Source organism: Paraburkholderia xenovorans (assembly GCF_046030735.1).
Taxonomy (GTDB): Bacteria; Pseudomonadota; Gammaproteobacteria; order Burkholderiales; family Burkholderiaceae; genus Paraburkholderia; species Paraburkholderia xenovorans_A.
The window spans coordinates 218,977-245,752 of sequence record NZ_JAQQBV010000003.1; the positions used below are offsets into that span (position 1 = coordinate 218,977).

General features: G+C 68.1%; 9 protein-coding genes. All 9 read right to left on the bottom strand.

Going from position 1 to position 26,776, the window contains the following annotated elements; all coding sequences use genetic code 11:
- Positions 1 to 22 precede the first annotated feature (22 nt).
- Positions 23 to 1,120, bottom strand: a complete 1,098-nt coding sequence (locus PQQ51_RS04245) for a GNAT family N-acetyltransferase (protein WP_408495099.1) — start codon at positions 1,118 to 1,120, stop codon at positions 23 to 25.
- Positions 1,121 to 1,165: 45 nt separating this feature from the next.
- Positions 1,166 to 2,536 (bottom strand): lysine N(6)-hydroxylase/L-ornithine N(5)-oxygenase family protein, encoded by a 1,371-nt coding sequence (locus PQQ51_RS04250; protein WP_408495100.1) that lies wholly within the window; start codon positions 2,534 to 2,536, stop codon positions 1,166 to 1,168.
- 43 nt (positions 2,537 to 2,579) lie between these two features.
- Positions 2,580 to 11,198: a non-ribosomal peptide synthetase gene (locus PQQ51_RS04255; RefSeq protein ID WP_408495102.1), complete on the bottom strand. Its 8,619-nt coding sequence runs from the start codon at positions 11,196 to 11,198 to the stop codon at positions 2,580 to 2,582.
- A 70-nt stretch (positions 11,199 to 11,268) separates the two neighbouring features.
- Positions 11,269 to 19,290, bottom strand: coding sequence for a non-ribosomal peptide synthetase (locus tag PQQ51_RS04260; RefSeq protein ID WP_408495103.1), 8,022 nt, complete (start codon positions 19,288 to 19,290; stop codon positions 11,269 to 11,271).
- 382 nt (positions 19,291 to 19,672) lie between these two features.
- A complete protein-coding gene (locus PQQ51_RS04265) occupies positions 19,673 to 20,629 on the bottom strand; it encodes an ABC transporter substrate-binding protein (protein WP_408495104.1) in 957 nt (318 codons plus the stop codon).
- The gene (gene fhuF / locus PQQ51_RS04270; protein WP_408495106.1) at positions 20,622 to 21,599 is read right to left on the bottom strand and encodes a siderophore-iron reductase FhuF; all 978 of its coding nucleotides are present in this window, start codon (positions 21,597 to 21,599) and stop codon (positions 20,622 to 20,624) included. The genes PQQ51_RS04265 and fhuF overlap by 8 nt, the downstream gene beginning before the upstream one ends.
- The gene (locus PQQ51_RS04275; RefSeq protein WP_408495107.1) at positions 21,599 to 23,656 is read right to left on the bottom strand and encodes an iron ABC transporter permease; all 2,058 of its coding nucleotides are present in this window, start codon (positions 23,654 to 23,656) and stop codon (positions 21,599 to 21,601) included. The genes fhuF and PQQ51_RS04275 overlap by 1 nt, the downstream gene beginning before the upstream one ends.
- Positions 23,653 to 24,447: an ABC transporter ATP-binding protein gene (locus tag PQQ51_RS04280; protein WP_408495109.1), complete on the bottom strand. Its 795-nt coding sequence runs from the start codon at positions 24,445 to 24,447 to the stop codon at positions 23,653 to 23,655. Before PQQ51_RS04280 ends, PQQ51_RS04275 begins: the two co-directional genes overlap by 4 nt.
- A gap of 60 nt (positions 24,448 to 24,507) precedes the next feature.
- The gene (locus tag PQQ51_RS04285) at positions 24,508 to 26,706 is read right to left on the bottom strand and encodes a TonB-dependent siderophore receptor (RefSeq protein ID WP_408495111.1); all 2,199 of its coding nucleotides are present in this window, start codon (positions 26,704 to 26,706) and stop codon (positions 24,508 to 24,510) included.
- Positions 26,707 to 26,776: the final 70 nt, after the last annotated feature.

Here is a 26,776-nt window from a genome sequence, read left to right on the forward strand (position 1 = left end):
TCCTTCTTCCCGCATTGCGGCTCTATCGGGGTCCAAAGTGTTCGAAGTAGGTTTCGCGCGCGAGGCTGACGAGAGCCGCGCGTTTATGCGGAAAGTCGAATTCCCTCTGTTTCACGCCGCCCTGCTCCTGCATGTAATCGATCCATCGCGCATTATCGATACGCGGTTCGCCGTAAATCGTCTGGGTGCGCGGATCGTCGAGGAACACGTAGTGGAACAGCGAACGCAGCCATGCTTCGAGTTTGGCCGGCCCCTGATGACGACGGTTGCCCACCAGGATGTGAATACCGCGGTCGTAATCGCCCGCGTTGCAGAACGGCGCGAGGCGATCCTCCTTCACCCAGTACACCTCGAAGTACGCGAACGGCTCGCCGTTGAAGCAGCCGAAAAGCGTCTGCGTATGCGGATCGGCTTCCTGGTCGGCCAGAAAGCGCGCATGCGTGATCGTGTCGTCGGCCTGGTCCCACACGCTCGCGACGTTCGGCAGATTCATCCAGCGATTGAACAGCTCGAGATCGCGTTCGCCGTCGATCGTGCGCAGCGAGAACGTCAGATCGAGATGCGGCAGTTGCCGCTCGTACACGACGCCGCGCGGCTTGGGCGGCCGCACCGGATGCCGGTGATGATTCGTCAGCGTGTAGCGCTGCGCGAAACCCGCGCTCGACGGCGCGCGCAACCACATCGCCGGATGCTGCCAGAAGCTCGCGCGACGGCAGCGCAGACGGCAACCGCCGGAGGTTTCACCGATTTCGTCGAAGATACCTTTGCGCACTGCTTCGAGCGCCCACGCGCGGTCCACCGGCAACGTGATTTCGATGGTCGACACGTGGGCCGGACGGCAAAAATACTCGGCGAGCAGCGGCAGAAAGATTTCCGCCGGCTGGCGCGCGATGCTGCTGGCGTCGGCCGCGAGGTTGTCGATCGACACGTGGGTGGAATCGAAGCGCGCGGTCAGCAGCGCCTGGGCTTCGCCGTCGACGTGCAGCGCGACGCTGCCGCCCGCGAGCACTTGCACGCAGCACACGCGGCCGTCGGGCAAAGCATGGGAAAACGACGAATATTCGCTGTCGCCCGCGCTGGTCGTTTCGCGCAGCGGCGCGGGGCTCAGAGCCTGGTTCATGGTTGTGTTCCGTGACTTGTCAAAAAATGGTTTGCCGTGCGTGCGCTACGCGACGGCATGCGCGCGCTGTTGCGCGAGCGTTTCGTAAGCGTCGTGCAGCGACGCGCAAATCTCGGCCGAACGGGTTGCGAGAATCGACAGCAACGTGTCGCTCAGGCCGTGGGTGGCTTCGCAGCCGCCTTGAATCCAGATGCCCGGCAGAAAATCCTCGCGGGTTTCGAGCCGGTAATCGCGGCCCACCGCGTGGTCGCCGAGATACGGCGCAAGACCTTCGAGCAGGCGTCGATGGTCGTCGCGCCGGTAGCCGGTCGCCGCGACCACCACATCGAACTCGCTGGTTTCGGTGACGTTGCGCGCGAGGTCGTCGAACGTCAGCGCGAGGCCGTGCCGGCCCGGTGTCGCAGCGGTCAGATGCCGTTGCGTCAGCAGCGTGTGACGCGGCTGCGCGCTGACCTTCTGCATGTAGAACAGCTCGTAAAGGCGTTCGAGCAGATCGACGTCGACCACCGAATAATTGGTGCCGCGGTATTCGTCGAAAAAGCGTTGGCGCTCCTCCGGCGAGCGGCGATAGATCGAATCGGTGAAGTCGGCATTGAAGATTTCGTTGACGAACGGGCTGTCGTCGGCGGGCTTGAGCGCGCTGCCGCGAATCACGAGGCTCACGTCGAGATCGTCGTCGAGGCTGCCGCGCTGAACCAGGTCCTGGAAGATCTCCGCGCCGCTCTGTCCGCCGCCGAGCACGGCCACGCGCACGCGGCGGCCGGCCGCCTGCGCCTCGGCGCGGCTCGCGCTCAACGCCGCGTCGATCTGCGGCAGATAGCCGGACGAATGCACGAGGCGGCGCGCAGCCGGCGCACCGCGTTCGACGAGCGCCGCAAGCGGCGCGGGCAGCGACGGACGGCCGCCCACCGCCATCACCAGGTTCGCTGCGATGCGCGTGGTTTCGCTGCCGTCCGCGCGCCGCGACGTCACCTCGAGCGCGCGCACCTTGCCGCCGGCGCTGCGCGGTTTGACGCCGAGCACGGCCTCGCCGTAATGAATCTGCTCGCCAAACGACGACGCGGCCCAGCGCAGATAACCGTCGTACTCGATGCGGGTCGGCAGGAAGCTGCGCAGATTGACGAAGTCTTCGAGCCGTCCCTGCGACTGCAGATACTTGAGAAACGAGAACGGGCTGCACGGATCGCGCAGCGTGACGAGGTCCTTCAGAAACGAAATCTGCATCCGGCTGTCCTGCAACAGCATGCCGTTGTGCCACGCGAAGTCCGGCTTCTTTTCGATGAAGCCGGTTTTCAGGCGACGTCCGGTCGCGCGCGCGTCCTCGTCGAGCGCAATCGCGAGCGCCAGATTCGAAGGACCGAAACCGATGCCGAGCAGATCGAGCGTCGGCAAAGAAACAGAATGATCGACGGCCATGCTTACGCACTCCTTCTGGAAATGATCGGGATGGGAAAGCCGCTCATTGCGGCCGTCCGTTGTCTACGGTGGCGCCGCCCGCGCGCAGAAGCGCGCGCACGGCGCTCAGCACCGACGGGTGATGAACGATTGCGTCGTGAGTCGTATCGAGCGCCGCCACGACGTGCGCGCGGCCTGCGGTGACCACGCTCCACGCGGATGCGCCGCCGCGCGTCGCGCCGCTGACATGCCAGACGTCGATGTCGGCGCGCAGCCGCGCGGGACGCCGTGTCGTGAGCAGACGCCGTTGCAGGCGCACCACGTCGACGAGGCTGTGCAGCGTGGCCGCTTCGTCCGCGTCGATCAGCGCTGCGGCGCGGGCCCGGGCGAGCAGCGCGGCGGCGTCGCCGGACGGCTCGGCGCCCAGCGTGTCGAGCGCCGCCGCGCGCTGCGGCGCGCGCGGCGCAAGATAGTCGCGCAGCGTGTCCACATCGAGCACGCTGGCGTTCGGATCGACGGGCACGGGCGCCGGATCGGCATCGAGCACGCCGAGCCACGCCACGCGTTCGCCCGCGCGTTCGAGCGCCTCGGCGATATGCGCGGCGAGCAGACCGCCGAGCGACCAGCCCAGCAACCGGTACGGACCGTGCGGCTGCGCCGCGCGAATCCGCGCAACGTAATCGGCGATCCAGCCGGCGAAGTCGGCGGGCTGCCATTGCGCTTCGGTGTAGCGCGGCGACTGCACGCCGATGACCCGCACGTCGCGTTGCAACGCGGCGGCGAGCGGCGCGTAGCCGTTCACGAGACCGAAGCCCGGATGAATGCAGAACAGCGTCGTGCCGGCTGTCTGCGGCGCGCCGTTCAACGCGACGAGATTGCCCGGCCAGTCCGCTGCGCCTTCCTCGATCGCCGCGGCGAGCGCGGCCGGCGTGCGCTGCACGAACAGCATTTCAAGCGAGCACGCCGCGACGCCGGCCGCGCGCAATTGCGCCATCACGCGCATCGCGGCGAGCGAATCGCCGCCGAGCTGGAAGAAGTCGTCGTCGATGCCGATTGCGCTTTGTCCGAGCACGCGCTGCCACGTCTGCACCAACGTCGCTTCGAGCGGACTGCGCGGCGCGCGTGGCGCGGCTGCGGGCGCGGCGTCGTCCGCGCAGGCCTGCGCGAGCGCGCGGCGGTCGAGCTTGCCGTTGGGGGTTTGCGGCAGCGCTTCGCAGATTCGCCAGACGGTCGGCACCATATGCGACGGCAGCGCGGATGCCACCGCGGTCTGCACAGCGGCCAACGCCAGCTCCGCGTGTTCGGCCGGCACCAGCGCCGCGGCGAGCCGCGCGGCCGCGCCTTCGTCGAGCAGCACGACGGCCGCATCGCGCACGCCCGGCTGCGCCCGCAGCACCGCTTCGATTTCGCCGATCTCGATGCGGTGGCCGCGCAGCTTCACCTGCTGATCGAGGCGGCCGAGGTAGCGCAGGCTGCCGTCCACGCCGACACGGCACGCGTCGCCGGTGCGGTACAAGCGCGCGCCCGGCGCGCCGAACGGATCCGGCACGAAGCGTTCGGCGGTCAGGTCCGCGCGGCCGAGATAGCCGCGCGCCAGATTTTCACCGCCGATGTAGAGCTCGCCCGCCCCGCCTCGCGGCACCGGGTGGCCGTGCGCGTCGAGCACGCGCAGCGCGGTGTGGCCGATCGGCGCGCCGAGGGTGATCGGCACGCCGGCGTCGACGCGCGCCACGCTCGACCAGACGGTCGTTTCGGTCGGGCCGTACAGATTCCACAACTCGACGCCGCGTGCGCGCAGCGCCGCGGCGAGATCGTCCGCGAGCGCTTCGCCGCCGCACAGCGCGCGAAAACCCGCGGGCGCTTGCCAGTCGGTTGCGAGCAGCAGTTTCCAGCCGCTCGGCGTTGCCTGCATCACGGTGGCGCGGGTCTGCGCGAGACGCGCGGCGAGCCGTTCGCCGTCGACCACGTCGGCGCGCGACGCGATTTCCACCCGCGCGCCGACCAGCAGCGGCGCATAGGCTTCGAGCGCGAAGATGTCGAACGACGGCGACGTCACCGACAGCAGCACGTCGCCGCGGTTGAGTCCGGGCACGTGCGTCATCGAATGGAGGAAGCGGTCGAGTGCGCCGTGGCTGATCGCGACGCCCTTCGGGCGGCCGGTCGAGCCCGATGTGTAGATCACATACGCGAGTTGTTCCGGCAGCAGTTCGGGGAGCGAGATTGGAGCCGTAGTGGCCTCGATGACGCTGCGGCTCGCGGTGTCGACATCGACGAGCTGGAGGCCGTCGAACAGCGCCTCGCTATCGGCAAGCCGCGTGCGAGTCGCGGCATCGGTGACCACGGTCCGAATGCCCGCGTCCTCGATCATCTGACGCAGACGACCGAGCGGATAGTCGGGATCGAGCGGCACATAGCACGCGCCGCTCGTCAATACGCCGAGCAACGCGAGCGGCAGCATCTCCGAACGCGCGACGCACACGCCCACGCGCGCTTCGCGAACCACACCCGCGCCGAGCAGGCTGACGGCGAGCGCCTGCGAACGCGCGCTCAGCGTGCGGTAGTCGAGCTGCCGTTCGCCGCAAGCGATTGCGATGCGTGCGCCATCACGCGACGCGGCTTGCGCCACGCGCACCGGCAGCGCGACAGCCCGCGCGAGTGCGCCGGTCGCATCGACGCCGGCAGCGGCAGCGGCATCGGCGCCGGCTTCAGCGTGTTCTTGCCGCACACCGATCGACCCGACTGTCGCCACCGAATCCACGGCCGACGCGTCGGCAAGTTGTTCGAGCAGATCGAGATAATCGGCAGCCAGCCGCGTGACCGTCGCGCGATCGAGATGTTCGCCGTCCCATGCCCATTCGAAGCTCAGCGTGTTGCCGGGCGTGACGCTCAACGTCAGCGGATAGTGCGTGCGATTGACCGCCGCCGCCGCACTGACCGTCAGACCGCCTGCATCGGCCGCGGAGTCTGCACGCCGCTCGCCGCTATCGTAGTTCTCGAAAATGAGCAGCGTGTCGAACAGCGCGCCGCCGCTGCGGCCGAGCCAGCGTTGCAGTTGCGCGAGCGACACGTGTTCGTGTTCGCGCAACTCGGCGTTGGCGCGCTGCAGTTCGCGCAGCCACTCGGCCGCCGGGCGCGCGGCGGGCACCCGCACGCCGAGCGGCAGGCTGTTGATGAAGAGCCCGAGCATCGCGTCGATGCCGGGCACGCGCTCGTTGCCCGCGCTGCGTCCCGAGGTCGTCACGCCGAACATCACTGCGTCGCGGCCGCCGTAGCGCGCGAGCAGCAGTGCCCAGCCGCCCTGGATCAATGTGTTGAGCGTCACCTGCGCGCGTTGCGCGGCGGCGCGCAACGTCCGTTCGACGTCGTCCGATATGCTCTGCTCAAAATGGAACAGGCCCTGGCGCGGCTGCGCCGTGCGTCCGAGCGCGCCGTCGAGCGTGACCGGATCGTCGAAGCCCACAAAGCGTTCTCGCCACACCGTTTCCGCCGACGCCTGCGCGCCCAGCCACGCGACGTAGTCGCGATAGCGCCCCGGCGGCGCGAGCTGCGCGGTCTCGCCGCGCGCGGCGGCCGCGTAGTGCGCACCGACCTCGTCGAGCAGACGCGCGCTGCTCCAGCCGTCGGTGAGCGCGTGGTGACTGGTCCAGATCAGATCGTGAGAACCGTCCGGGCGCTCGAACACGTTCACGCGCATCAGCGGCGCGCTCCCGATCTCCACGCCTTGTGCGAGATCCTGCGCGCACCACGCATGCAGCCGGTCGTCGTAGCGCACGCCGTTGCTTTCGCCGCGCCACGCGTGAAACGCCACCGGCAACTCGGCCGCGCGATACACCACTTGCAACAGTTCGCCGTCGCCGCGATAGTGGAACGCCGTGCGCAGCACGTCGTGACGCGCCAGCACGGCACGCCACGCGTCGGCGAGACGCGCCGGGTCGAGCGCGCCGCTCAGCGTCAGGCGCAGTTGATTCACGTAAGTGCCGCTGCCCTGGCGCAATTGCGCGTGGAAAATCAGACCCTGCTGCAACGGCGTGGCGGGATAGATATCGTCGACCTTGTCGAGCGGCAGAGCGAGCGCTTGCAAGCCGGCTTCGTCGAGACCGGCGAGCGGAAAATCCGCGGCCGTCGCGGCGCGCGGCGCCGTCGCGCAATGGTCGATCAGCGCTCGCAGATGCGTGTCGAAAGCGCTCGCGAGCGTATCCGCCACAGCCGGACTCAGCGCGCCCGGCACGTGGCGCCATTCGATCGACAATGCGCCGTCGACGATCCATGCATTGAATGCGAGCGCATGCCCGCAGCGCTCGAGCGGACTCGCGGCCTGGCCCGCGTGCTCGCCGGTAGCAATGCGCATGCGGCTTTCGCTCGCGCCTTCGCTTTGGCCGAACTGGCCGAGATAATTGAAGCTCACCTGCGAGCGCGGCAACGCAGCGATCGCCGCGCGCTCCTCTGCGCCGGCGAGGTACGCCAGCACGCCGTAATGCAAGCCTTTGTTCGGCACGCCGCGCAATGCGGTTTTCACCGACGCCAGAGTTTTCACGCCGTCGTCCGCGGCTTCGAACCACACCGGATAGCGTGTGGTGAACCAGCCCACCGTGCGCGTCAGGTCCACGCCGTCGATCACCTCTTCGCGGCCGTGGCCTTCCAGTTCCACCAGCACGCCAGCCGCTTCGCTCCAGCCCGCCAGCGTCTTTACCAGCGCCGCCAGCAGCACCTCGTCGATCCGGCTGCGATAGGCGCCCGGCACGTCTTGCAGCAGCGCCCGGGTACGCGCGCTATCCAGTTGCCGCACAATCGTCCGGCTCGCGCCGAGCGTGCAATCCACTTCATCGACGCGCGCCGCGAGCGGCAAGCCACCGTATGCGCGTGCTTCGCCGCTCCAGTTCGACGCCGCCGACAACTGCGTGCGCCAGTAGCTCAATTCATCGCGGACCACCTCGCGCTGCGCGTGCGCGGACAGCGCCACGCTCCATTCGCTCCAGCTGAGGCTGGGCGCCGGCAATGCGACCGGCTGGTGGGCCAGCGCCTGTTCGTAGGCGTCGTCGAGGTCTTCGAGCAGCACGCGCCACGACACACCGTCGATGCTCAGGTGATGCACGGCCAGCAGCAGACGCGATCCGCCATCCGGCACGTCGAACAGCATCGCGCGCCACACCGGGCCTTCGCCGATATCGAGCGAGGTCTGCACCTTCTCGCCATGCACCGACAAAGCCGCCTGCCAATCCGCGTCGTCGCTCAGATCGACGTGCTCCACGCCGCCCGCATCGGACGGCGCGCAGCGCTGCGTCCAGTGGCCCGCCGCATCGCGTGCGAAGCGCAGACGCAACGCGTCGTGGCGTCCCATCACCGCCTGCACGGCGACGCGCAACGCCTCCACCGACAAACGCTGGCCGGCGGCCAGCAGCATCGATTGATTCCAGTGATTCGGGCCGGCCGGATGCTCCGCGAAAAAACGCGCCTGAATCGGCGTGAGCGGCAACGTCGTCGATGCCGCCGCACGCTCCGGCTGGCTCGCGCGCGGCGCTTTCGACGTGACCGCGCGCGCGACCGCTGCGGCCGCTTCGATCGTCGGGTGTTCGAACACCTGCTTGGGAGTCAGACCGAGTCCGGCCTGGCGCGCCTTCGCGATGATGCGCAAGCTCAGAATCGAATCGCCGCCGATTTCGAAGAAATTGTCGGTGACGCCGATATCGTCGCGGCCGAGCGCCGCCTGCCAGATCGCCAGCAACGCCGCCTCCGCTTCGTTGCGCGGCTTGACGAGCGCGCGCGTCGCGGCGCCTTCACCCTCTTCCATCGGCGTCAGCGCGCGGCGGTCGATCTTGCCGTTCGGCGTGAGCGGCAGCGCGGCCAGCACCGTGAACGTGTCCGGCACGAGCGCGTCCGGCAGCGTGCGCGCAAGCGCGGCGCGCAGTGCGTCGGGGCGCAGGCCGTCGCCGGTCGCGAACGCGTGGAGTTGCACGCGGCCGCTTTCGTCGGCACGCGCCACCACGATCCCATCACGCACGCCCGGCAGCGCGCGCAGGCACGCGCCGACTTCTTCCGGCTCCACGCGATAACCGCGGATCTTCACCTGATCGTCGCGGCGGCCAAGAAACACGAAGCGCCCCTGTTCGTCGATGCGGCCACGGTCGCCGGTGCGATAAAGCCGCGCGCCGTGTCCTGCCGGATCGGGAACGAAGCGCTCGGCGGTCAGACCCGGCCGCCCCGCATAACCGCGCGCGACGGACGCCCCGCCGATGCAGATTTCGCCGTAAGCGGCGTCGCCCGCCCGATTGCCGTGCGCGTCGAGCAGTTGTACGTTTGCATGCGGCAACGCGTGGCCGAGCGGCAGGCTCGCGATGTCCGCGGCGCGCTTGCGCCAGGTCAGCGCGCCCACGGTGGTCTCGGTCGGGCCGTAGTGATTGAGCAGCACGCAGTCCGGCGCAAGCGCGGCGATCCGTTCGAGCAACGCACCGCTCGCCGCTTCGCCACCCAGCACGAGACAGCGCGCGGGCAGCACCTGTTCGGGCTGCGCCGCCTGCAACAATCCGCCGAGATGCGAAGGCACGATCTTCAGGATGTCGATCCGATGGCGGCGCAGATACTCGCCGCAAGCGTCGGGATCGAAACTCAGTGCTTCAGCGGGCATGTGCAACGTCCAGCCCGCCCACAGCGCGCCGAACAGCGTCGTGTGGCCGAGGTCGGCGGCGGGTGTCGATAGACAGGCCGCCCGTTCGATGCCGGCCGGCACGCGCGTGAGCAGCGCGTCGAGGTACGCGGCGAGCGCGTCGTGCGCGATCATCACGCCTTTGGGACGGCCGGTCGAACCCGATGTGTAGATCAGGTAGGCAAGTTGGCCCGGCAGTGGCGGTGCAAGGTCGACGCTACGCCACGATGCGTCGGCCTCGTCGCCGCTATAAGTCCCGGCCGGTTCGATCCGTGTCGTGCCGGCGGGCAGCCATGCGTCGACCGTGTGCGTGGCGATCACACACCGCGCTTGACTGTCGCTCACCTGCCACGCGAGCCGCTCGACCGGCGCGGCGAGATCGAGCGGCACATAGGCGCCGCCCGCGCGCCACACCGCGAGCACGCTCAGCACGAAATCGACACCGCGCGGCAACACCACCGCCACGCGTGATTCGCGGCCTACGCCCGCTGCCGTGAGGCGTTGCGCCAAACGTCCCGACGCGTTCCACACTTCGCGCCAGGTCAGCGATACGGTGCCGTCGGCGAGCGCCGCCGCGTCCGGTCGCGTGCGCACGTGTTGCTCGATTCGCGCGAGCAAGGTGTCGGAGGCGGCGGGCGGTGTGTACATCGCATGCGAAGTCGACGCAACAGAACTCGCCGGCAATCCGATCTCCCCCAGCGCACGCTCCGGATGCGCGGCGAACTCCGCGAGCAGTCCGCGCAATTGTTCACCGACCAGCGCAACGGCTTCATGCGTAAAACGTCGCGTGTCGTAGGCCAGCACGTAGTCGAACTGCGCGCCCGGCGCAACGATCAGGCTGAGCGGATAAGGATTGCGCCCATCGGTATAACGCATGCCGGGCTCGTGGACCTCGGCCGCGCCGAGCATCCTGACTTGCAGATCGCCCGCTCGCGCGCCGCGCGCGTCGACCGGATAGTTCTCGATCACGACGATGCTTTCGAACAACGCACGGCCGCCATTAGCCACCGCCTGAATCCGCGCGAGCGGCACGTGTTCGACCGCGCGCAGCGCGAACGACTGCGCCTGCAACGCGCGCACCCAGTCGCCCAACGGTTGCGCCGCCGACAACCGCACCGGCATCGGCACCGTATTGATGAAGACGCCGACCATCGCGTCCATTCCGTCGATCTCCGCCGGCCGTCCCGCAGCGGTCACGCCGAACATCGCTTCGTCGCGGTCCGCGCGGCGCGCCAGCAACAACGCCCACGCGGCCTGCACCACCGAGCCGAGCGTCACGCGCTGAGCGCGCGCGAAGTCGACGAGCGCGGCGCTTGCTTGCGAATCGAGCCGCAGACGCAACTCCGCATAGCGACGCTGCGCATCCTGCTGCGCCGCGCTCGCGGGCAATGGCGTGGGCACGTCGAGATCGGCGAGCGCGTCGCACCAACGTGCCTCGGCGGCGTCGCGATCCTGCGCGTCGAGCCAGCTTCGATAGCGCTTCAAGCTCGGCGCGTGGGCGAGCGGCTCGCCGAGCCCCGCGCTGCGTGCCGCATAGCGCGCCATCACTTCGCGCAGCACGATCGGCAGGCTCCAGCCGTCGAGTTGCACGTGATGCATCCGCCACACGAACCAGAAGCGCTGCGCCGCGACCTGGATCAGGTGCAATTGCAGCGAAGCCGCGCGCGCAAGGTCGAACCCCACCGCACGGCGCGCGTCCCATTCCTGCACGAGGCGCGCGTGCTGCTCGGCCTGCGGCAGTTCGCGCCAGTCGGCATATTCGCAGCCGGCGTCGGTCTGCCGGTAGACGATCATCGCGGGCTGCGCGAGCCCTTCCCAGCGGAAGTCCGCGCGCAATATCTCGTGACGCGCGACGACATCGCGCCATGCGCCGTCGAATGCGTCGATCGACAACGCGCCTTCCAGTTCGAACACATATTGCGAGTAGTACGGATCATCGCCGCCTGCCTGCAACGCCTGGGTCAGCAGGCCCGGTTGCACGCCGAGCAAACGGTGCACGGATTCGATGTTGCTCTTGCGACGGAAATCCGCATTCGTCGTCATGGTTGGTTCACTCATTAATGAGAATCGCTACTGTTTTTCGTTGGAACAGGCCGCCCTTGGGCGGCCGCGTTCAGTCGCCGATCTGGTCGAGCAATGCGTCGAGGTCTTCGCCGGCCAGATCGCTGTCGAAACTGTGGGTTGCCGCCGCGGCGTTGCTGTCGCGGTCCGCCAGCAACGCATCGAGTTGGGCTTCGAACGTATCGGCGAGCGCTTGGGCGCGAGCGGTATCGATCAGGCCCGGCAAGTAGCGCCAGTCGATCGACAACGCGCCGTCGACGATCAGCGCATTCAGTTCGAGCGCATACGAGAACGCGGTGTGCGCGCCCGCCGCCTGGCCCGCGTGCTCGCCGGTGGCGATGCGCATGCGGCTTTCGCCGGCACCTTCACCCGGACCGCTTTGGCCGAACTGACCGAGATAGTTGAAGCTCACCTGCGAGCGCGGCAACGCCGCGATCGCCGCCTGCTCGTCTGCACCGGCGAGGTACTCCAGCACGCCGTAATGCAGGCCTTTGTGCGGCACGCCGCGCAGCGTCGTTTTCACCGACGCCAGCGTTTTCGCGCCGTCATCGGCTGCTTCGAACCACACCGGATAGCGCGTGGTGAACCAGCCGACAGTGCGCGTGAGGTCCACGCCGTCGATCACCTCTTCGCGGCCGTGCCCTTCCAGTTCCACCAGCACGCCCGCCGCTTTGCTCCAGCCCGCCAGCGTCTTCACGAGCGCCGCCAGCAGCAGTTCATCCACGCGACCCTGCGGCGCCGCGGAGGCTTCCTGCAACAACGCGCGCGTACGTGCTTCGTCGAGCTTGCGGCGAATCACCTGGCTCGCGCCCAATGTGTGCTCCGCGTCGTCAAGACGAGCCGCGAGCGGCAAGCCGCCGCGTGCCTGTACTTCATCGCTCCAGTTCGAAGCCGCCGACAACTGCGTGCGCCAGTAGCCCAACTCATCGCGCACGGATGGCTGCTGCGCGTGCGACGACAACGCTTCGGTCCATTCACCCCAACTGAGGCTTTGCGCCGGCAACGCGACCGGCTTGCCGGCCAGCGTCTGCTCGTAAGCCTGAGCGAGCTCTTCGAGCAGAATGCGCCACGACACGCCGTCGATGCTCAGGTGATGGACGACCAGCAGCAGACGCGATCCGCCGTCCGGCACGTCGAATTGCACCGCGCGCCACGGCGGACCTTCGCCGATATCGAGCGAGGCCTGCACCTCGGCGCCACGCGCGGATAACGCCGCTTGCCAGTCGGCCTCGCCGCTCAGATCGACGTGCGCCACGCGGCCCGCCTCGGCGGGCACGCTGCGCTGCGTCCAGTTGCCTGCCGCGTTCGCGTCGTGTGCGAAGCGCAGACGCAACGCGTCGTGACGTCCCATCACCGCCTGCACGGCCGCTTGCAGCGCGGGCATCGACAGACGCTCGTTAGCGGCCAGCAGCACCGATTGATTCCAGTGCGCGGGACCGTCCGGATGCTCGCTGAAGAACCAGCGCTGGATCGGCGTGAGCGTCAACGGCCCTGCGAGTTCGCGGTAGGCGCGCGTCGGCGCGGCTTGCGGAATGCGCTGCGCCAATGCCGCCACGCTTTGATGCTCGAACAGTTCCCGCACCGTCAGCACCATGCCTTCGGCGCGCGCGCGGCTGATTGCCTGAATCGCGAGGATCGAATCGCCGCCGAGCGCGAAGAAGTTGTCGTCGACGCCGATCTCGTTGCGGCCGAGCACGCCGCGCCAGATCGCGAGCAAACGCGCTTCGCGTTCGTCACATGCGGCCGTGGTCACGCGCGGCGTGTCGGACTCGCCGATCAGCGGCTGCGGCAACGCGCGCTTGTCGACCTTGCCGTTCGGTGTGAGCGGCAAGGCGGCGAGCGGCACGACGGCCGCGGGCGTCATGTAGGCCGGCAGGCGCGCGGCGAGCGCCGCGTGCAACGCATCGGCCGCGCCTTCGCGCTCCGGTTCGTCGACCACCGCGTAGGCCAGCAGCTTGCGCGCGTCGTCCGCGCCGCTGATCAGCGCGACCGCCTCGCGTACGCCCGGCAGCGCGCGCAGCGCGGTTTCCACTTCGGTCAATTCGATCCGGTAGCCGCGCAGCTTGACCTGACGATCGTCGCGGCCGACATAGTCGAAGCCGTGCGCGGCAGCGCCTGCGCGCAGCACGCACACGTCGCCGGTGCGATACAGCCGCGAGCCGGGCGGCCCGAACGGATCGGGCACGAAGCGCTCGGCGGTGGTCGCCGGACGCCCCAGGTAGCCGCGCGCGAGCGCGTCGCCGCCAATGCACAATTCGCCCGCCGCGCCGGCCGGCAGCGGATTGCTCCATGCGTCGAGCAGCCGTGCGATACGGCCGGGATAAGGCAAGCCGATCGTCACGACCGGCGCGTCACGGTCGGCCTCCGCAGTCCGGCGGCTGAGCGCGGAAATCGCCGCTTCGGTCGGGCCATATGTGTTTTCGAAACGCACGTCGCGCAACGGACTGCTCTGCCAGCGCGCGAGCGCCGCGCCGTTCAGCGCTTCACCGCCGATCGTCACGAGCCGCAACGCGGGCAGCGCCGCCGGCAGATCGCGCAGCCATTGCTGCCAGAACGCGGTCGGCAGATCGGCGACGGTCACCGCCTCGTCGCGCAGCACCGCATTGAATTCCGGCCAGCTCCACAGATCCGGGCCGCGCAATACGACGCACGCGCCCACGCACAGCGCCGGCAGCAACTGCTCGAGCGCCGCGTCGAAATTGATCGTCGAGAACTGCAACACGCGATCGCCTGCGTGAACGCCGAAGCGCGCAATCACGTCGTCCACGTGCACGGACAGCGCCGCATGCGTCATCGCGACGCCCTTCGGCACGCCGGTCGAGCCGGACGTGTACATCACGTACGCGAGTTGTGCGGCCAGCGGCGCGCGCGGCTGGAAAGAGGACGCGGGCGCGGTACTCATGTCTTCTTCCAGCACGTGCAGCGTCAGGCCGGCGAGCACGCTACCCAAACGAGCCGCGCTGCTCCGATCCACCACGACATGTTCGATGCCTGCGTCGGCGACGATCTGCGCGAGCCGTTCGGGCGGATAGTCGGGGTCGAGCGGCACGAAGGCCGCACCCGCGTGCCAGATGCCGAACAGCGCCGCGACCATCGACGGCGAGCGCGACACGCACAAACCGACACGTGCTTCGTCGCGCACGCCGGCCGCATGCAGGACCGCACCGATGCGCGTGGCGCGCGCGGCGAGCGTCGCGTAGTCGAACGCGGGTTCGGCGGGCGTAGCCGGCGAACGCAATGCGGACGCGGCCGGTTGCGCGAGCGCCTGAAGAGCGAAGCGCTCAGGCACCGACAGATACGGCTGAACCGCCGCGGCGCGCGGGCCGGCTGCGAGTGTCAGCGGGAGTGCCGCGAGCGCGCGGCCCGGCGCGGCCAGCACCGCGTCGACGAGTTCGAGATAGTGATCCGCCAGTTGCTCGACCGTGGCGCGGTCGAAAATGTCGCTGGTGTAGCCGAACGACACGCGCAGCGACGCGCCCTGATCGATCACGTCGAGTGTGAGATCGAACTGCGCGGTCTCGCCGCCGAGCTCCGGCAGATCGAGCGCGCTGACCGTAATGCCGCTCAAACTCGCGAACTGCTCGGCAGGCGTGACCTGCAAATTAAACATAGTCTGAAACAGCGGCGTCAGACCGAGATCGCGTTGCGGCTGCACCGCGTCCACGAGTTGCGCGAACGGCACCGACGCATGCGCCTGCGCGGCGACCACCTCGGCGCGCGTGGCGGCCAGCAATGCGTCGAACGGCCGATGCCCTTCAGGCGCGCCGCGGATCACCAGCGTATTGATGAAGAAGCCGATCAGCGCTTCGGTTTCGAGACGCTCGCGGTTCGCAACCGGAATGCCGATGCGAATATCGTTCTGGCCGCTGTATCGATGGAGCAGCGTCTGATAACACGCGAGCAGCACCATGAAGAGCGTTGCGCCTTCGCGCTGCGAAAAATCGCGCAGCGCGCGGGTCGTCGCCGGATCGAGGTGACGGATGCAGCGGCCGCCCGCCGCGCTGCGCTTAGCGGGCCGCGCGCGCGCCAGCGGCAGATCGAGCACTGGCTGTTCGCCGCCGAGCCGCTCGCGCCACCAGCCGAGATCCGCCTCGCGGCGGCCGCCGTCGGCGCGTTCCCAGTGAGCGTGATCGGCGCACTGGATCGGCAAAGGCGGCAGTTCAGCCGCGAAGCCGCGCCGCGACGCTTCATAGCATGCGCAGAATTCTTCGATCAGCACATCCATCGACCAGCCGTCGGACACGATGTGATGCATCACGACCGCGAGCACATGTTCGCTTTCACCCGACGACAACAGCGCGACGCGCAGCAACGGCCCGTGTTCGAGATCGAACGGCTGGCTCACGCATGCACGCAGCGCGTCGGCCAGCGCGGCGGGATCGGCGCGATCGAGCGAGGTCTCGCGCCAGTCGTAACGCGCCGCGTCGGCGATGCGCTGGACCGGCTTGCCGTCGACGGTGGCGAACGTCGTACGCAGCGCTTCGTGACGCGCGACGATCGTGTCGAACGCGGCGCGCACGGCGGCGGCGTCGAGCGAACCGCTCAAACGCACCGCGCCGGGCACGTGATAAGCGACGCTTTCCGGTTCGAGTTGCCACAGCACCCACAGCCGCTCCTGCGCGAACGATAGCGGCACATGTTGCAAACCGGCCGGACGACGCGCGATCAGCGGCTCGGCGCGTTCGCCTTCGGCCGACGTTGCGGCTGCGATCGCCTGTGCGAGCTGCGCGAGCACCGGCAGACTGAACACGCTCTGCAACGGCAGCGTTACGCCCAGATGTTGACGCACTCGCGCCACGACCTTGACGGCCGACAGCGAATGGCCGCCGAGCGCGAAGAAGTCGTCATCGGCACCGGGCAGCGCGCCGCCCAGCACGTCCTGCCAGATTTCTGCGAGCGCGATTTCCTGCGGCGTGGTCGGCGCGACGCGCGAACGCCCGGCGACGATTTCGTCAGGCGCAGGCAATGCACGCACGTCGAGCTTGCCATTGAGCGTGAGCGGCAATGCGTCGAGCGCGACGAAAGCGGCCGGCACCATATGCGCCGGCAAGCGCGCGGCAACGTGCTCGCGCAGCGCCGCCATATCGGTTTTCCCGTTCAATCCGCCGACGTAGTAAGCGATCAGACGCAGCCCGCCTTGCGGATCGGCACCGGGCACGACCACGGCCGAGCGGATCGCCGGATGCGTGAGCAGCACGGCCTGAATTTCGCCCGGCTCGATACGGAAGCCGCGAATCTTGACCTGCGCATCGTTGCGGCCGAGGTATTCGAGTTCGCCGTCGCGACGCCGTCTTGCCACGTCGCCCGAGCGGTATAGCCGCGCGCCCGGCGCGCCGAACGGGTCCGGCACGAAGCGGCTCGCGGTCAGCGCAGCGCGGCCCAGATACGCGCGCGCGAGACCCGCGCCGCCCACGCACAGTTCGCCGCACACGCCGTCAGGCGCCGGATTCAGATCGGCGTCGAGCACGTGCAGGCTCAGGTCCGCGATCGGTGCGCCGATCAGGCTGGGCGCGTTCGCCGCTTCGGTGTCCGCGAACACGACGTCGCGCGCGGTCACGTGGACCGTCGTCTCCGTGATCCCGTACATGTTGACGAGACGCGGCGCGCTTTTACCTCGCCATGCGAGCCAGCGCGACAGCGTCGCCGGTTCGAGCTTTTCGCCGCCGAAGATCACGCAGCGCACGTCCGTCAGCGGTGCGTTCAGATCGCGCTCGATTTGCGTGAGCGGCAGGAACGCGGAAGGCGTCTGGTTCAGCACGGTCACGTGGGTGTCGCGCAGCAGCGCATGAAAATCCTGCGGCGAGCGCGCGACCCAGTGCGGCACCACCACCGCCACGCCGCCGAACGACAGCGCGCCGAAATACTCCCAGACCGAGAAGTCGAACGCATACGAGTGGAAGCAGCTCCACACGTCCGATGCGTTGAAGCCGAACTGCGCGTGCGTCGCATCGAGCAGCCGCGTGACGTTGCGATGGGTCACGCCCACGCCCTTGGGTTGACCGGTCGAGCCCGACGTGTAGATCACGTAGGCGAGCTGGTCGGGATGCGGCGTCGGCAACGCGACGTCATGTGCATCGCGGTCCTCTTCATCGGACACGACGGCGATGCAGTCGAGCGGCGCCAGCAGCGCGCCGACCCGTTCGCGCGACACCGCATCGACGACCACGCGGCGAATCCCCGCGTCGGCGATGATGTATTGCAGACGCTCGGGCGGATAGTCCGGGTCGAGCGGCACGTACGCCGCGCCGCTGCCCAGCACGCCGTATAGCGCGACCGGCAGCGCCGAAGCGCGCTGTACGCAGATGCCCACCCGTTCTTCCGGCTGAACGCCAGCGCGCAGCAGCCGCGCCGCCAGCGCGCGAGCCGACGTTGCCAGTTGCGCGTAATCGAGTTGCGCATCTTCAGCATGCACGGCGCGCGCGGAGGGCTGTGAACGCGCCAGCGCGAACAGACGATCCGCCAGCGACACGAACGGCCACGTCGGTAATGCAACGGCGGCACCGGCGGCAACGGCGGCAACGCCGGCAGCGGCCGATGGCAACGCACGCCCACCTACCCGCAGATTGCCCAGAGCGAGCGCGGGCTCCGCGACGATCTGGTCGATCAGGTTGACGTAGTCGTCGGCGAGTTGCGCGACGGTGGCTTCGTCGAAAACGTCGGTCGCATAGATGAACGCGCATTCGAACGTATCGGCGTTATCGCGGATGTCGAGCGACAGATCGAAGCGCGCGACCGGATGCTCGCCGCGCCACTCCGACGCGCGCAAACCGGGCAGCGCCGGCAGGCCGTCGTTGGACACGTCGAGCAGATTGAACATCGCCTGAAACACCGGCGTGACGCCGACGATCGCTGGCGGCCGCAGCGCTTCGACCACGCGTGCAAACGGCACCGACTGATGCGCGAGCGCTTGCGTGACGCGCTGCTGCACTTCGCTCAGCAGTGCGTCGAAAGGCGCGGCGCTGTCCGGCTGCGCGTCGATCACCACCGTGTTCACGAAGCAGCCGATCAGCCCGGCCGTTTCGGCGCGGTCACGGTTCGCGAGCGGCATGCCGACGCGCAACTCGCGTTGTCCGCTATGACGCGCGAGCAGGATATCGAAGACCGCCAGCATCGCAGCCGACACGGTGCCGCGCCGGCTGCGCACGAACGCGCGCCACGCGTGCGCGCGTCGTGCATCGAGTACGCGCACCACGCGCGCGCCGTGCGTGCTGCGGGCGCCGTTGCGCGCGCGGTCGTACGGCAGCGCGAGCGGTTCGTGCGATTCGCCGAGGCGGCTGCGCCAGTACGCGAGATCGGCTGCTTCGCGTGCGTCGTCGCGCCATTCGTTTTGCCACACCACGTAGTCGCGGAACTGGATCGGCAGCGCTTCGCGCGGCTGGGTGCCTGCGTCCGTTGGGTCCGCGTAGCCCGCGACGAAATCTTTCACGAGCACGCCGATCGACCAGCCGTCGGCAATCAGGTGATGCATCGTCAACAGCAGCAAGTGCGCGTGTGCGCCGATCGTCAGGAATGCGATGCGCCACAACGGTCCGCGCTCCAGATCGAACGGCCGCAGTGAAAACGCCTGCGCGAACGCGTCGATCCGGGTTTGCGGCGCGGCTTCGCCGCCCTCGCGCAGATCGTGAAATTCGCATAGGCGTGCGGCCTGCTCTGCGTGATACGCATCGGCGATTTGCAACGGCTCGCCGTCGCGCTCGACGATGCGGGTGCGCAAGCTCTCGTGCCGTTCGACCAGACTCGCGACACCGGCGCGCAACCGGTGTTCGTCGAGCGCGCCGTCGAGCCGCACGCCGCCGCTCACGTGATACGCGGCGCTGTCCGGCTCGAGCCGCGCGAGGAACCACAGTTGGGCCTGGCTGCCGGACAGCGGCGCAGAGCCGGCATCGGCGCCGGTTCGCGCGGCGATCGGCACGATCGGCAATTGCGCGGGATCGATGTTCAGTTCGACGACGCGAGCGCGCAATTGCGCCCGCTTGTCCGCACTCAGCGCGGCGTACTTGACGGAAATCGCGCGGCGGTCGCGCACTGCGGTGGCATTGCCCGCGTTGTCCTGAGCTGCTGGTGGCTGTTTCATGGTTACGTCGTAATAAGCGTCGGGGGCGCGCCGCGTTGTCGCGGCATCTGCGTCTCACCTGCTTGACGAATGGGAGGGGAGATTTGTTTAGGAGAATGATTCGTCCACGCTCGCGCAAGGCGTTCGACGTTCGAGCGGAACGCCGTCGACGAAGCACTGTGGGGAGAGAAAACTGCGGTGGGACTGGATGCGTGTATGCGTCGTGGATGACGCGTACAGCGTGTGATGCGCGGGTCAGGCGATAGCGTCGTTTTCGATCAGAAAACCGCTATGCGTGCAGCACGCTTAGGTGAATGCGTTGACGTCATCGGCATGACACGCTCGACGCCGAGCATGGACGCTGATGCATCGACGTCGAGTTTATTTATTTACCTGGCGATGCTCATGCCGCAGCAGCGTGAGGAGCAGTGCGATCGAGCGGCGGCAGCGCGGCGGCGACACGCTCCACGAAAGTCGTCATCGCGACGGGACCGCCGAAGGTCCACGTGCTGCGCGGCAGATAACCGACACGCCCCGCCTTCACCGAGGGCAACTCGCGCCACAACTGTTCCGTGTAAAGCGGCTGGTCCGGCGCATCGAGCAACAGCAGCATCCAGTCCGGATGCTCGTACAACGCGTCGAAGCCGAGCCGCACGCCCATCCGGCGGACCGAGGTCGTCGACCATGCGTTGCTCAGGCCGACGTGGTCCAGCAACGCGCCGACCGAACTGCGCCGGTCGAAACCCCAGAAGCCGTCGTCGCTCGCAAGCGGCGACATCAGCGCGGTAGGCCGGCGCGCGAGGCCCAGCGTCTGCACGTGTGTGCGTGCGGCGGCGAGCGCGGTGTCGAGCTTGCCGCGCAGCACGCCGGCCGCCTGCTGTGCGCCGACGCGGCTCGCCAGATCGTCGTAGACGCGCAGCAGGCGTGTGTACGCGTCGTCTTCGCCGGGCGGCGGTTCGAGGTCGTAGATCACGGTCGGCGCAATGCTCGCAAGCCGCTCGGCGATCCGCGCGTGACGCTGCGCATAGCCGACGATCAGGTCGGGACGCAGCGCGGCGATCGCAGCCAGATCCGGCTGCTGACGCGTGCCGACCGATACGGTGTCGCGTAGCGCGGGCGCGTCGATGCCGACCCATCGGCGATAGACGTCGGGGTCAGCGGTGCCGATGGGCGCGCGGCCGAGGCCGAGCAGCGATTCGGTGAACACGAATTCGAGCGAGACGATCCGGCGTGCGTCGGTGGTCGTGTTCGTGGAGCTGAGGCCGAGCGGCGTCTTTACGATCGCGCTGGATGAACGGCCGCAGCCGACGAGCGGCAATGCCAGCGAGGCGGCGAGCAGGCGTCGGCGGGTGCTATTCATGATGCGTGCCTCGGCGAGCGGGTTCATGCGGATCGGCGTGCGGGGGGCTTTTTTCGTGGGCGTGAGCGTGTTTATGGCCGTGCTCGTGCTCGTGCTCGTGCTCGTGCTCGTGCTCGTGGTCGTGATCATGCTCGACCGCCGCCAGCCTGTCGAAATGCGCATCCCGCTCCGCCATCGGCAATTTGCGCAGCAGCGGACAGGTCGTGCAGTACTTGAAATGATCTTCAAACGCGTAGCGCAAACAACAATTGCGCCGCACGCGAAACGGCTCCGACGCGAGCGGATGCACATCGTGCTGCAAACGGAACGCGTTGCGGTACGGATTCTCGCTCACGCCGTCCAGCGCGAGCGGCGCGGACAACAACGCGTCGCGTTCGGCCAGCGCAGCATCGGCGAGCGAAGGCACATGCTCGGCGAGCGACACGAACACCGTATCGATGCGCGTCGCGAGATTCACCCACAAGATATCGGCGGAGATTCCGCTCGCCCGCTGCAACGAATTCACGAGCGCCGGAAACACGTCGCCGAGCAACACGCGATAGCGCGACGCAAGATCGGCGCCGACCGGCTGCAATTCACGCGCAAGCCGCGCGCTTTTCGGATAGCCCTCAGGCGCAAACGAAAGCGCCGCGAGCGACAGATCCGGCACCGCGTTCAACAGCAGCGCGGGCACCGCGACCAGATACAGCATCGTGCCGGCAAAATAGATCGACCACTCGGACGCGTAAGCCCGCGTCAACATCTTCGCTTGCGACGCCGCGCCCGCTCGCGGGGCATCGTCCGCGACACGCACGCCGGCTGCGCGATCGCGCTCGGCGCAGCGTTGCAGTTCCTGCGCGAGCGCGTCCGGATCGAGCAGGATCGTGCCGGGCACGCGGCGCAGGCCGTCGTCCGCGAATGTGCAGTAGTCGCGCAGTTCTGCAAGCGCGGGTTGCGCGAGCAGCGCTTCGTAGTTCAGTGCGGTGCTCATCAGCCGGTACGCCGCAAATAGCTGCGCGCCAGCAGCCACAGAAAATAAGGAGCGCCGAGCGCGGCGGTAAGAATGCCGAGCGGCAGATCGCGCGGCGCAAACGCGACTCGCCCGATGCAATCGGCCACACCCAGCAGCAGCGCGCCGATCAGCATCGACGCGCCGATCTGCTGACGCTGCCCGCGCAGTCCGAGCAGACGCGCGGCATGCGGCGCGATCAGCCCGGCGAACGCGACCGGGCCGGTGCCTGACACCGCCGTCGCGGTCATCAAACTCGCCACCGCGAGCAACGCGAGCCGCACGCGCGACACATCGAGTCCGAGCGACGCCGCCGACGCATCGCCAAGCGACAGCAGTTCGAGCCAGCGTCCCGCGCGCCATGCGAACGGCAGCGAGAGGATCGCCCACGGCAGCATCGCGGCGAGCGCGCCCCAGCCCTGCGCATAGGTGCTGCCGACGAGCCAGCTGAGCGCCTGCGTAATGTGCACATGAAACTGCAACAACACGACGTTCAGGAATGCGGCCAGCAATGCGGAGCATGCGAGACCGGTCAGCGTGACGCGCATCGGTTCGAGCCCGCCGCGCCAGTTGAGCGCAATCACGAAGCCAAGCGCCGCAGCGGACGCGGCCCACGCAAGCGGCACGCCCCAGAACGCCATCGAAGCGGAAGCGGACGGCACGAGCAGCATCATCAGCAGCATCGCGAGACTGGCGGCCGCAGTGCCGCCGAACATCTCGGGACCGGCGAGCGGATTGCGCGTCATGCCTTGCAACAGCGTGCCGCTCGCGGCGAGCAGCGCGCCGCCGAGCATCGCGATCAGCGTGCGCGGCACGCGCAGTTCGGCGAGCGCCAGTGCCCGCGCGTCGCCGGCCAGCACGCCGTGCAGCAGCGCCGGCAGCGACACGCCGCTCGAATCGTGCGAAGCCGTGACGACGAGCACGCCGAGCAGCACCGCGCCGCCGCCCCAGAACAAACGCCGCGGCGAAACCGCGCGGGCACGAGCGTCGGCCACGCTCATCGTCAGACGCGCGGAGCTCGGCGCCGCGCTTCGGCGCAGGATCACCAGCAGCACCGGCGTGCCGATCAACGCGGTCATCACGCCGAGCGGCAACAGGCCGTCGTCGCCGGCAGCGATCACGACGGCATCGGCGATCAGCAGCAGCACCGCGCCCCACAGCGCGGATAGCGGAATCAGGCGCGACGGCCGATGCATGCCGGCCGCGCGCAACAGATTCGGCGCGATCAACCCGACGAAGCCGACCGGCCCGGCGCGGCCGATCGCGATCGCAGTCAGCCAGGTGGCGAGCAACACGCACGACGCCCGCAGCAACTGAGGCCGCAGACCCAGCAGGCTCGCCTGCTCGTCGCCGAGACGGATCAGATCGAGGCCGCGCGCCAGCAGCAACGCCAGCGCCAGCACCGGCAGCGCGAGCAGCGCGGCGGTTGCGATCCCGCCCGCGCCGATCTGCTGCAACGAGCCGGTGCTCCATTGCACGATGCTGACGGCGGAGTCGTCGCTGATCGTCAGCACCAGGCTCAGCAGCGCGTTCAGCGCGAGCGCGGTGGCCGCGCCGGCCAGCGTCATTCTGAGCGGCGACGCGCGCCAGCCGCCGGCAACCGCGAAGGTCAGCGCGGCGGCGATCAGGCCGCCCGCAAAAATGGTGGGCGCGACGGGCAGCGCGCTCCAGATGAAAGTCGCGACCAGCCCGAGCTGGGCGCCGGTCGTCACGCCGAGCAGATCGCTCGACGCAAGCGGATTGTGCGTGACGGTTTGCAGCAACGCGCCGGCCATCCCGAACGCGGCGCCCGCGAGCGCACCGGCCAGCGCGCGCGGCAGATGCAGATCGAGAAACAGCAAACGCGCCGCCGATGCCGGCTCGCCGAAAACCGCCCAGCCGGTTGCGGGCGTCCCGTAAGCGAACAGCGTGTTCCACGCGAGCATGGCGGCCAGCGCGACGAAACCGCCCGCGGCGAGATAGCGATACAGATCGAGCCGCGGCCGCAATCCCGCCGCCTCCGCCCCGTGCGCCGAGTGTGCGGTGTCGGCGGCGCTCATGGCGCCATCCGCGGCAGACACACGGGTTCGCCGTCTACGGTGAGACGCCGCATCGGCGTGTCGAATACCGGTTCGAGCACCTCGGGTTGCATGATCGTTTCGGGGACGCCGCGCGCGCGAATGCTGCCGTCCTTCATCAACATGATTTCGTCGCTGAAGAAGGCCGCCTGATTCAGATCGTGCAGCACCCACACCACCGTCAGCGACATCTCGCGCGCGAGATCGCGGATCAGCGTCAGCACTTCGACCTGGTGATGGATATCGAGGAAGGTGGTGGGCTCGTCGAGCAGCAACACGCGGCCGCCTTGCGCGAGCGCCATCGCGATGAACGCGCGTTGCCGTTCGCCGCCCGACAACTGCACGAGATCGCGCTTGCGCAGCGCCTGCAGATGCGTGCGTTCGATCGCACGTTCGATCGCGGCGGTATCGTCGGGACCGGGCCGCGCGCCGATGCCGGTGTAGCAGTACCGCCCGGTCGCGACGAGTTCTTCGACGAGCATCCCTTCGGGCACCAGCGGATTCTGCGCGAGCATCGCGAGGCGCTGGGCCCGTTCGCGCGGCGCGAAGCCGCCGAGCGGGCGGCCGTCGAGCCAGATCTGACCGCTGCCCGGCCGCAACAGCCCGCCGAGCGAGCGCAGCAACGTGCTTTTGCCGCAACCGTTAGGACCGCATAACGCGGTGATCTTGCCGGCTTCGAACGCAACCGACAAACCGTCGAGCACGGTGCGCGCACCGAGCCTGACGGTCAGATTTTCCGCGCGCAGCGCGGCTGCGGCGTGGACTTCATTCATGCGCATGACAGCTCCCTGGCGGCGGCTTGCGAGCAGTGCGACGTGATACCTACCACGCGCTTACCACGAATAGCGGGCAGTCAGCAGGACGTTGCGGCGTTCGCCGTATTGGCAACGAGTCGTGTTGCCGCAACGGGCCACATACGTGCGGTCGAACAGATTGTTCGCCGACAGCACGAAGCGCCAGTGCGGAATCGCGTAATGCACGGCGGCGTCCGCGACGGTGAACGAGCCGACCGACAACGAGTTATCCGAAGTCGCAAACGACGAACCCACGTACTGCACGCCCGCGCCGAAACCGAGGCCGCGCAGCGGACCCGCCGACAGCGAATAGTCGAGCCACAGCGACGCCAGGTTGCGCGGCGTTGCGGTCGGCGTCTTGCCGACAGTCGGATCGAGCGGGCTGCCCTGCGTGATGCCGACGTCCTGATACGTGTACGCGGCGAGCAGCTTCAGATTTTCGGTCAGTTCGGCGGTGGCCTCGAGTTCGAGACCGCGGCTGCGAATCTGGCCGGTCTGCACGCTGCCCGTCAACGCCGGATCAGGCGCGTCGGTCAGCGCGTTGTTCTGACGCAGATCGAAGAGCGCGGCGGAGAACGTCGCGTTCATGAAGGTCGGCTGATACTTCACGCCCACTTCCACCTGCTTCGAGCGCAGCGGCGTGAACGGCGTGTTGTACGCGCTCGTGCCGATCACCGGCGTGAACGCCGTCGAATAGCTGACGTACGGCGCGATACCCGAATCGAACAGGTACATCAGGCCCGCGCGACCGCTGAACGCGCTGTTGTGCTGGTCGGTGTTGGTGCCCGCCACGAGTTCCTTCGATGTCGACGAGACCCAGTCTTCCCGGCCGCTCAACACCAGAACCCACTTGCGGTACTTCATCTGGTCCTGCACGTAGACGCCGAACTGGCGCTGCACCTGATGCAACTGCGTGTCGTTGAACGACGGCGCGATGATCGGGTCGTTCAGCGTGGTCGGGTTGTACAGATTCAGCGGATGACCGTATGAATACCCTTCGCTATCGTAGAAGTTCTGGTTCGTGAAGTTGAAGCCGACCAGCACCGTGTGGTCGACCGGCCCCGTCTTCACCTTGCCCTGCAACTGGTTGTCGACGTCGACGTCGTTGAAGCTCGACTGCAGATTCATCGCCGCGCGCTGGATCGTTTGCTGATCGGCGCTCAATGCATAGCCGAACAGCGCCTGGTTGTTCAGGTCGAGGTGCGAGTAGCGGAAATTCTGCTTGAACGTCCAGTTCGGATCGAAGTGATGCTCGAACAGGTAGGAAAACGAATACTGCGTCTTGTCGTAGTTTTCGTAGTTCGGGTTGCTGGTCGCGAGGCTCGGCGAGATGTGCTGCCCGAAGATGGTCGGCGCAACCGTGCCGTAGTACGGCAGGAAGTTGTTCGAATCCATCGTGTTGTCGTGCAGATACGTCGCCATCAGCGTGAGCGACGTGTCCGCGCTCGGGCGCAGCGTAACGGACGGCGCGACCAGCGTGCGCGTGCCGTGCACCGAGTCCACCTGATTCTGGCTATAGGTTTCCTGCGCGATGAAGCGGTACAGCAGACGCTTGTCGGCGTCGACCGGCCCGGAGGTGTCGATGCCCACGCCGTAGTGGTTGAAGCTGCCCGCGAGCAGATCGACCTGGCCGCGCGTGTAGTCGGTCGGCATCTTCGACACCATGCTCACCACGCCGCCCGGCTCGCCGAGGCCGTACAGCACCGACGACGGCCCCTTGACCACTTCGATGCGTTCGAGCTGATACGGATCGACGCGCCACTGGTCGAGCGCGCGGCCCGGCACGGCGGGCAGGCGCGAGCCGTCGAGATAGAAGAAGTCGGAGCTGAAGCCGCGAATGTTGAATGCGTCGTTACGGGTGTCGTTGCTGTAATACGTGGCGACGCCCGCCGTATAGTGAAGCGCGTCGTTCAGCGTCGTGACGTTGCGGTCGTCGAGCTGGTCGCGGCCGATCACCGAGATCGATTGCGGGGTTTCATGAATCGGCGTGCCGGTCTTGGTCGCGGCGCTGCCCTGATACGCCACGAAGCCGTTGACCGGGCCGTCCGCGCGTTCCCGGTCGCTCTGCACCTTGATGCCCGGCAGCGTGCTGGTCGCGCCGGCGCCCGGCTTCGTGCCGTTGGCGGTGTCGTCGGGCGAGGCGGTCGTGGCCGCTGTGTCCGCGGCCCATACCGGCACCGTTCCCACCATCATTCCGACCAGAATGGCCAGTGTTTTCTTCTGAAACCCTGCTGTCATTTTTATCCCGTGTGGTCTGCAATTCGTCACTCGAGGCGCGTGCGATCCCCATCTTCGCGGCCTTGAGTTC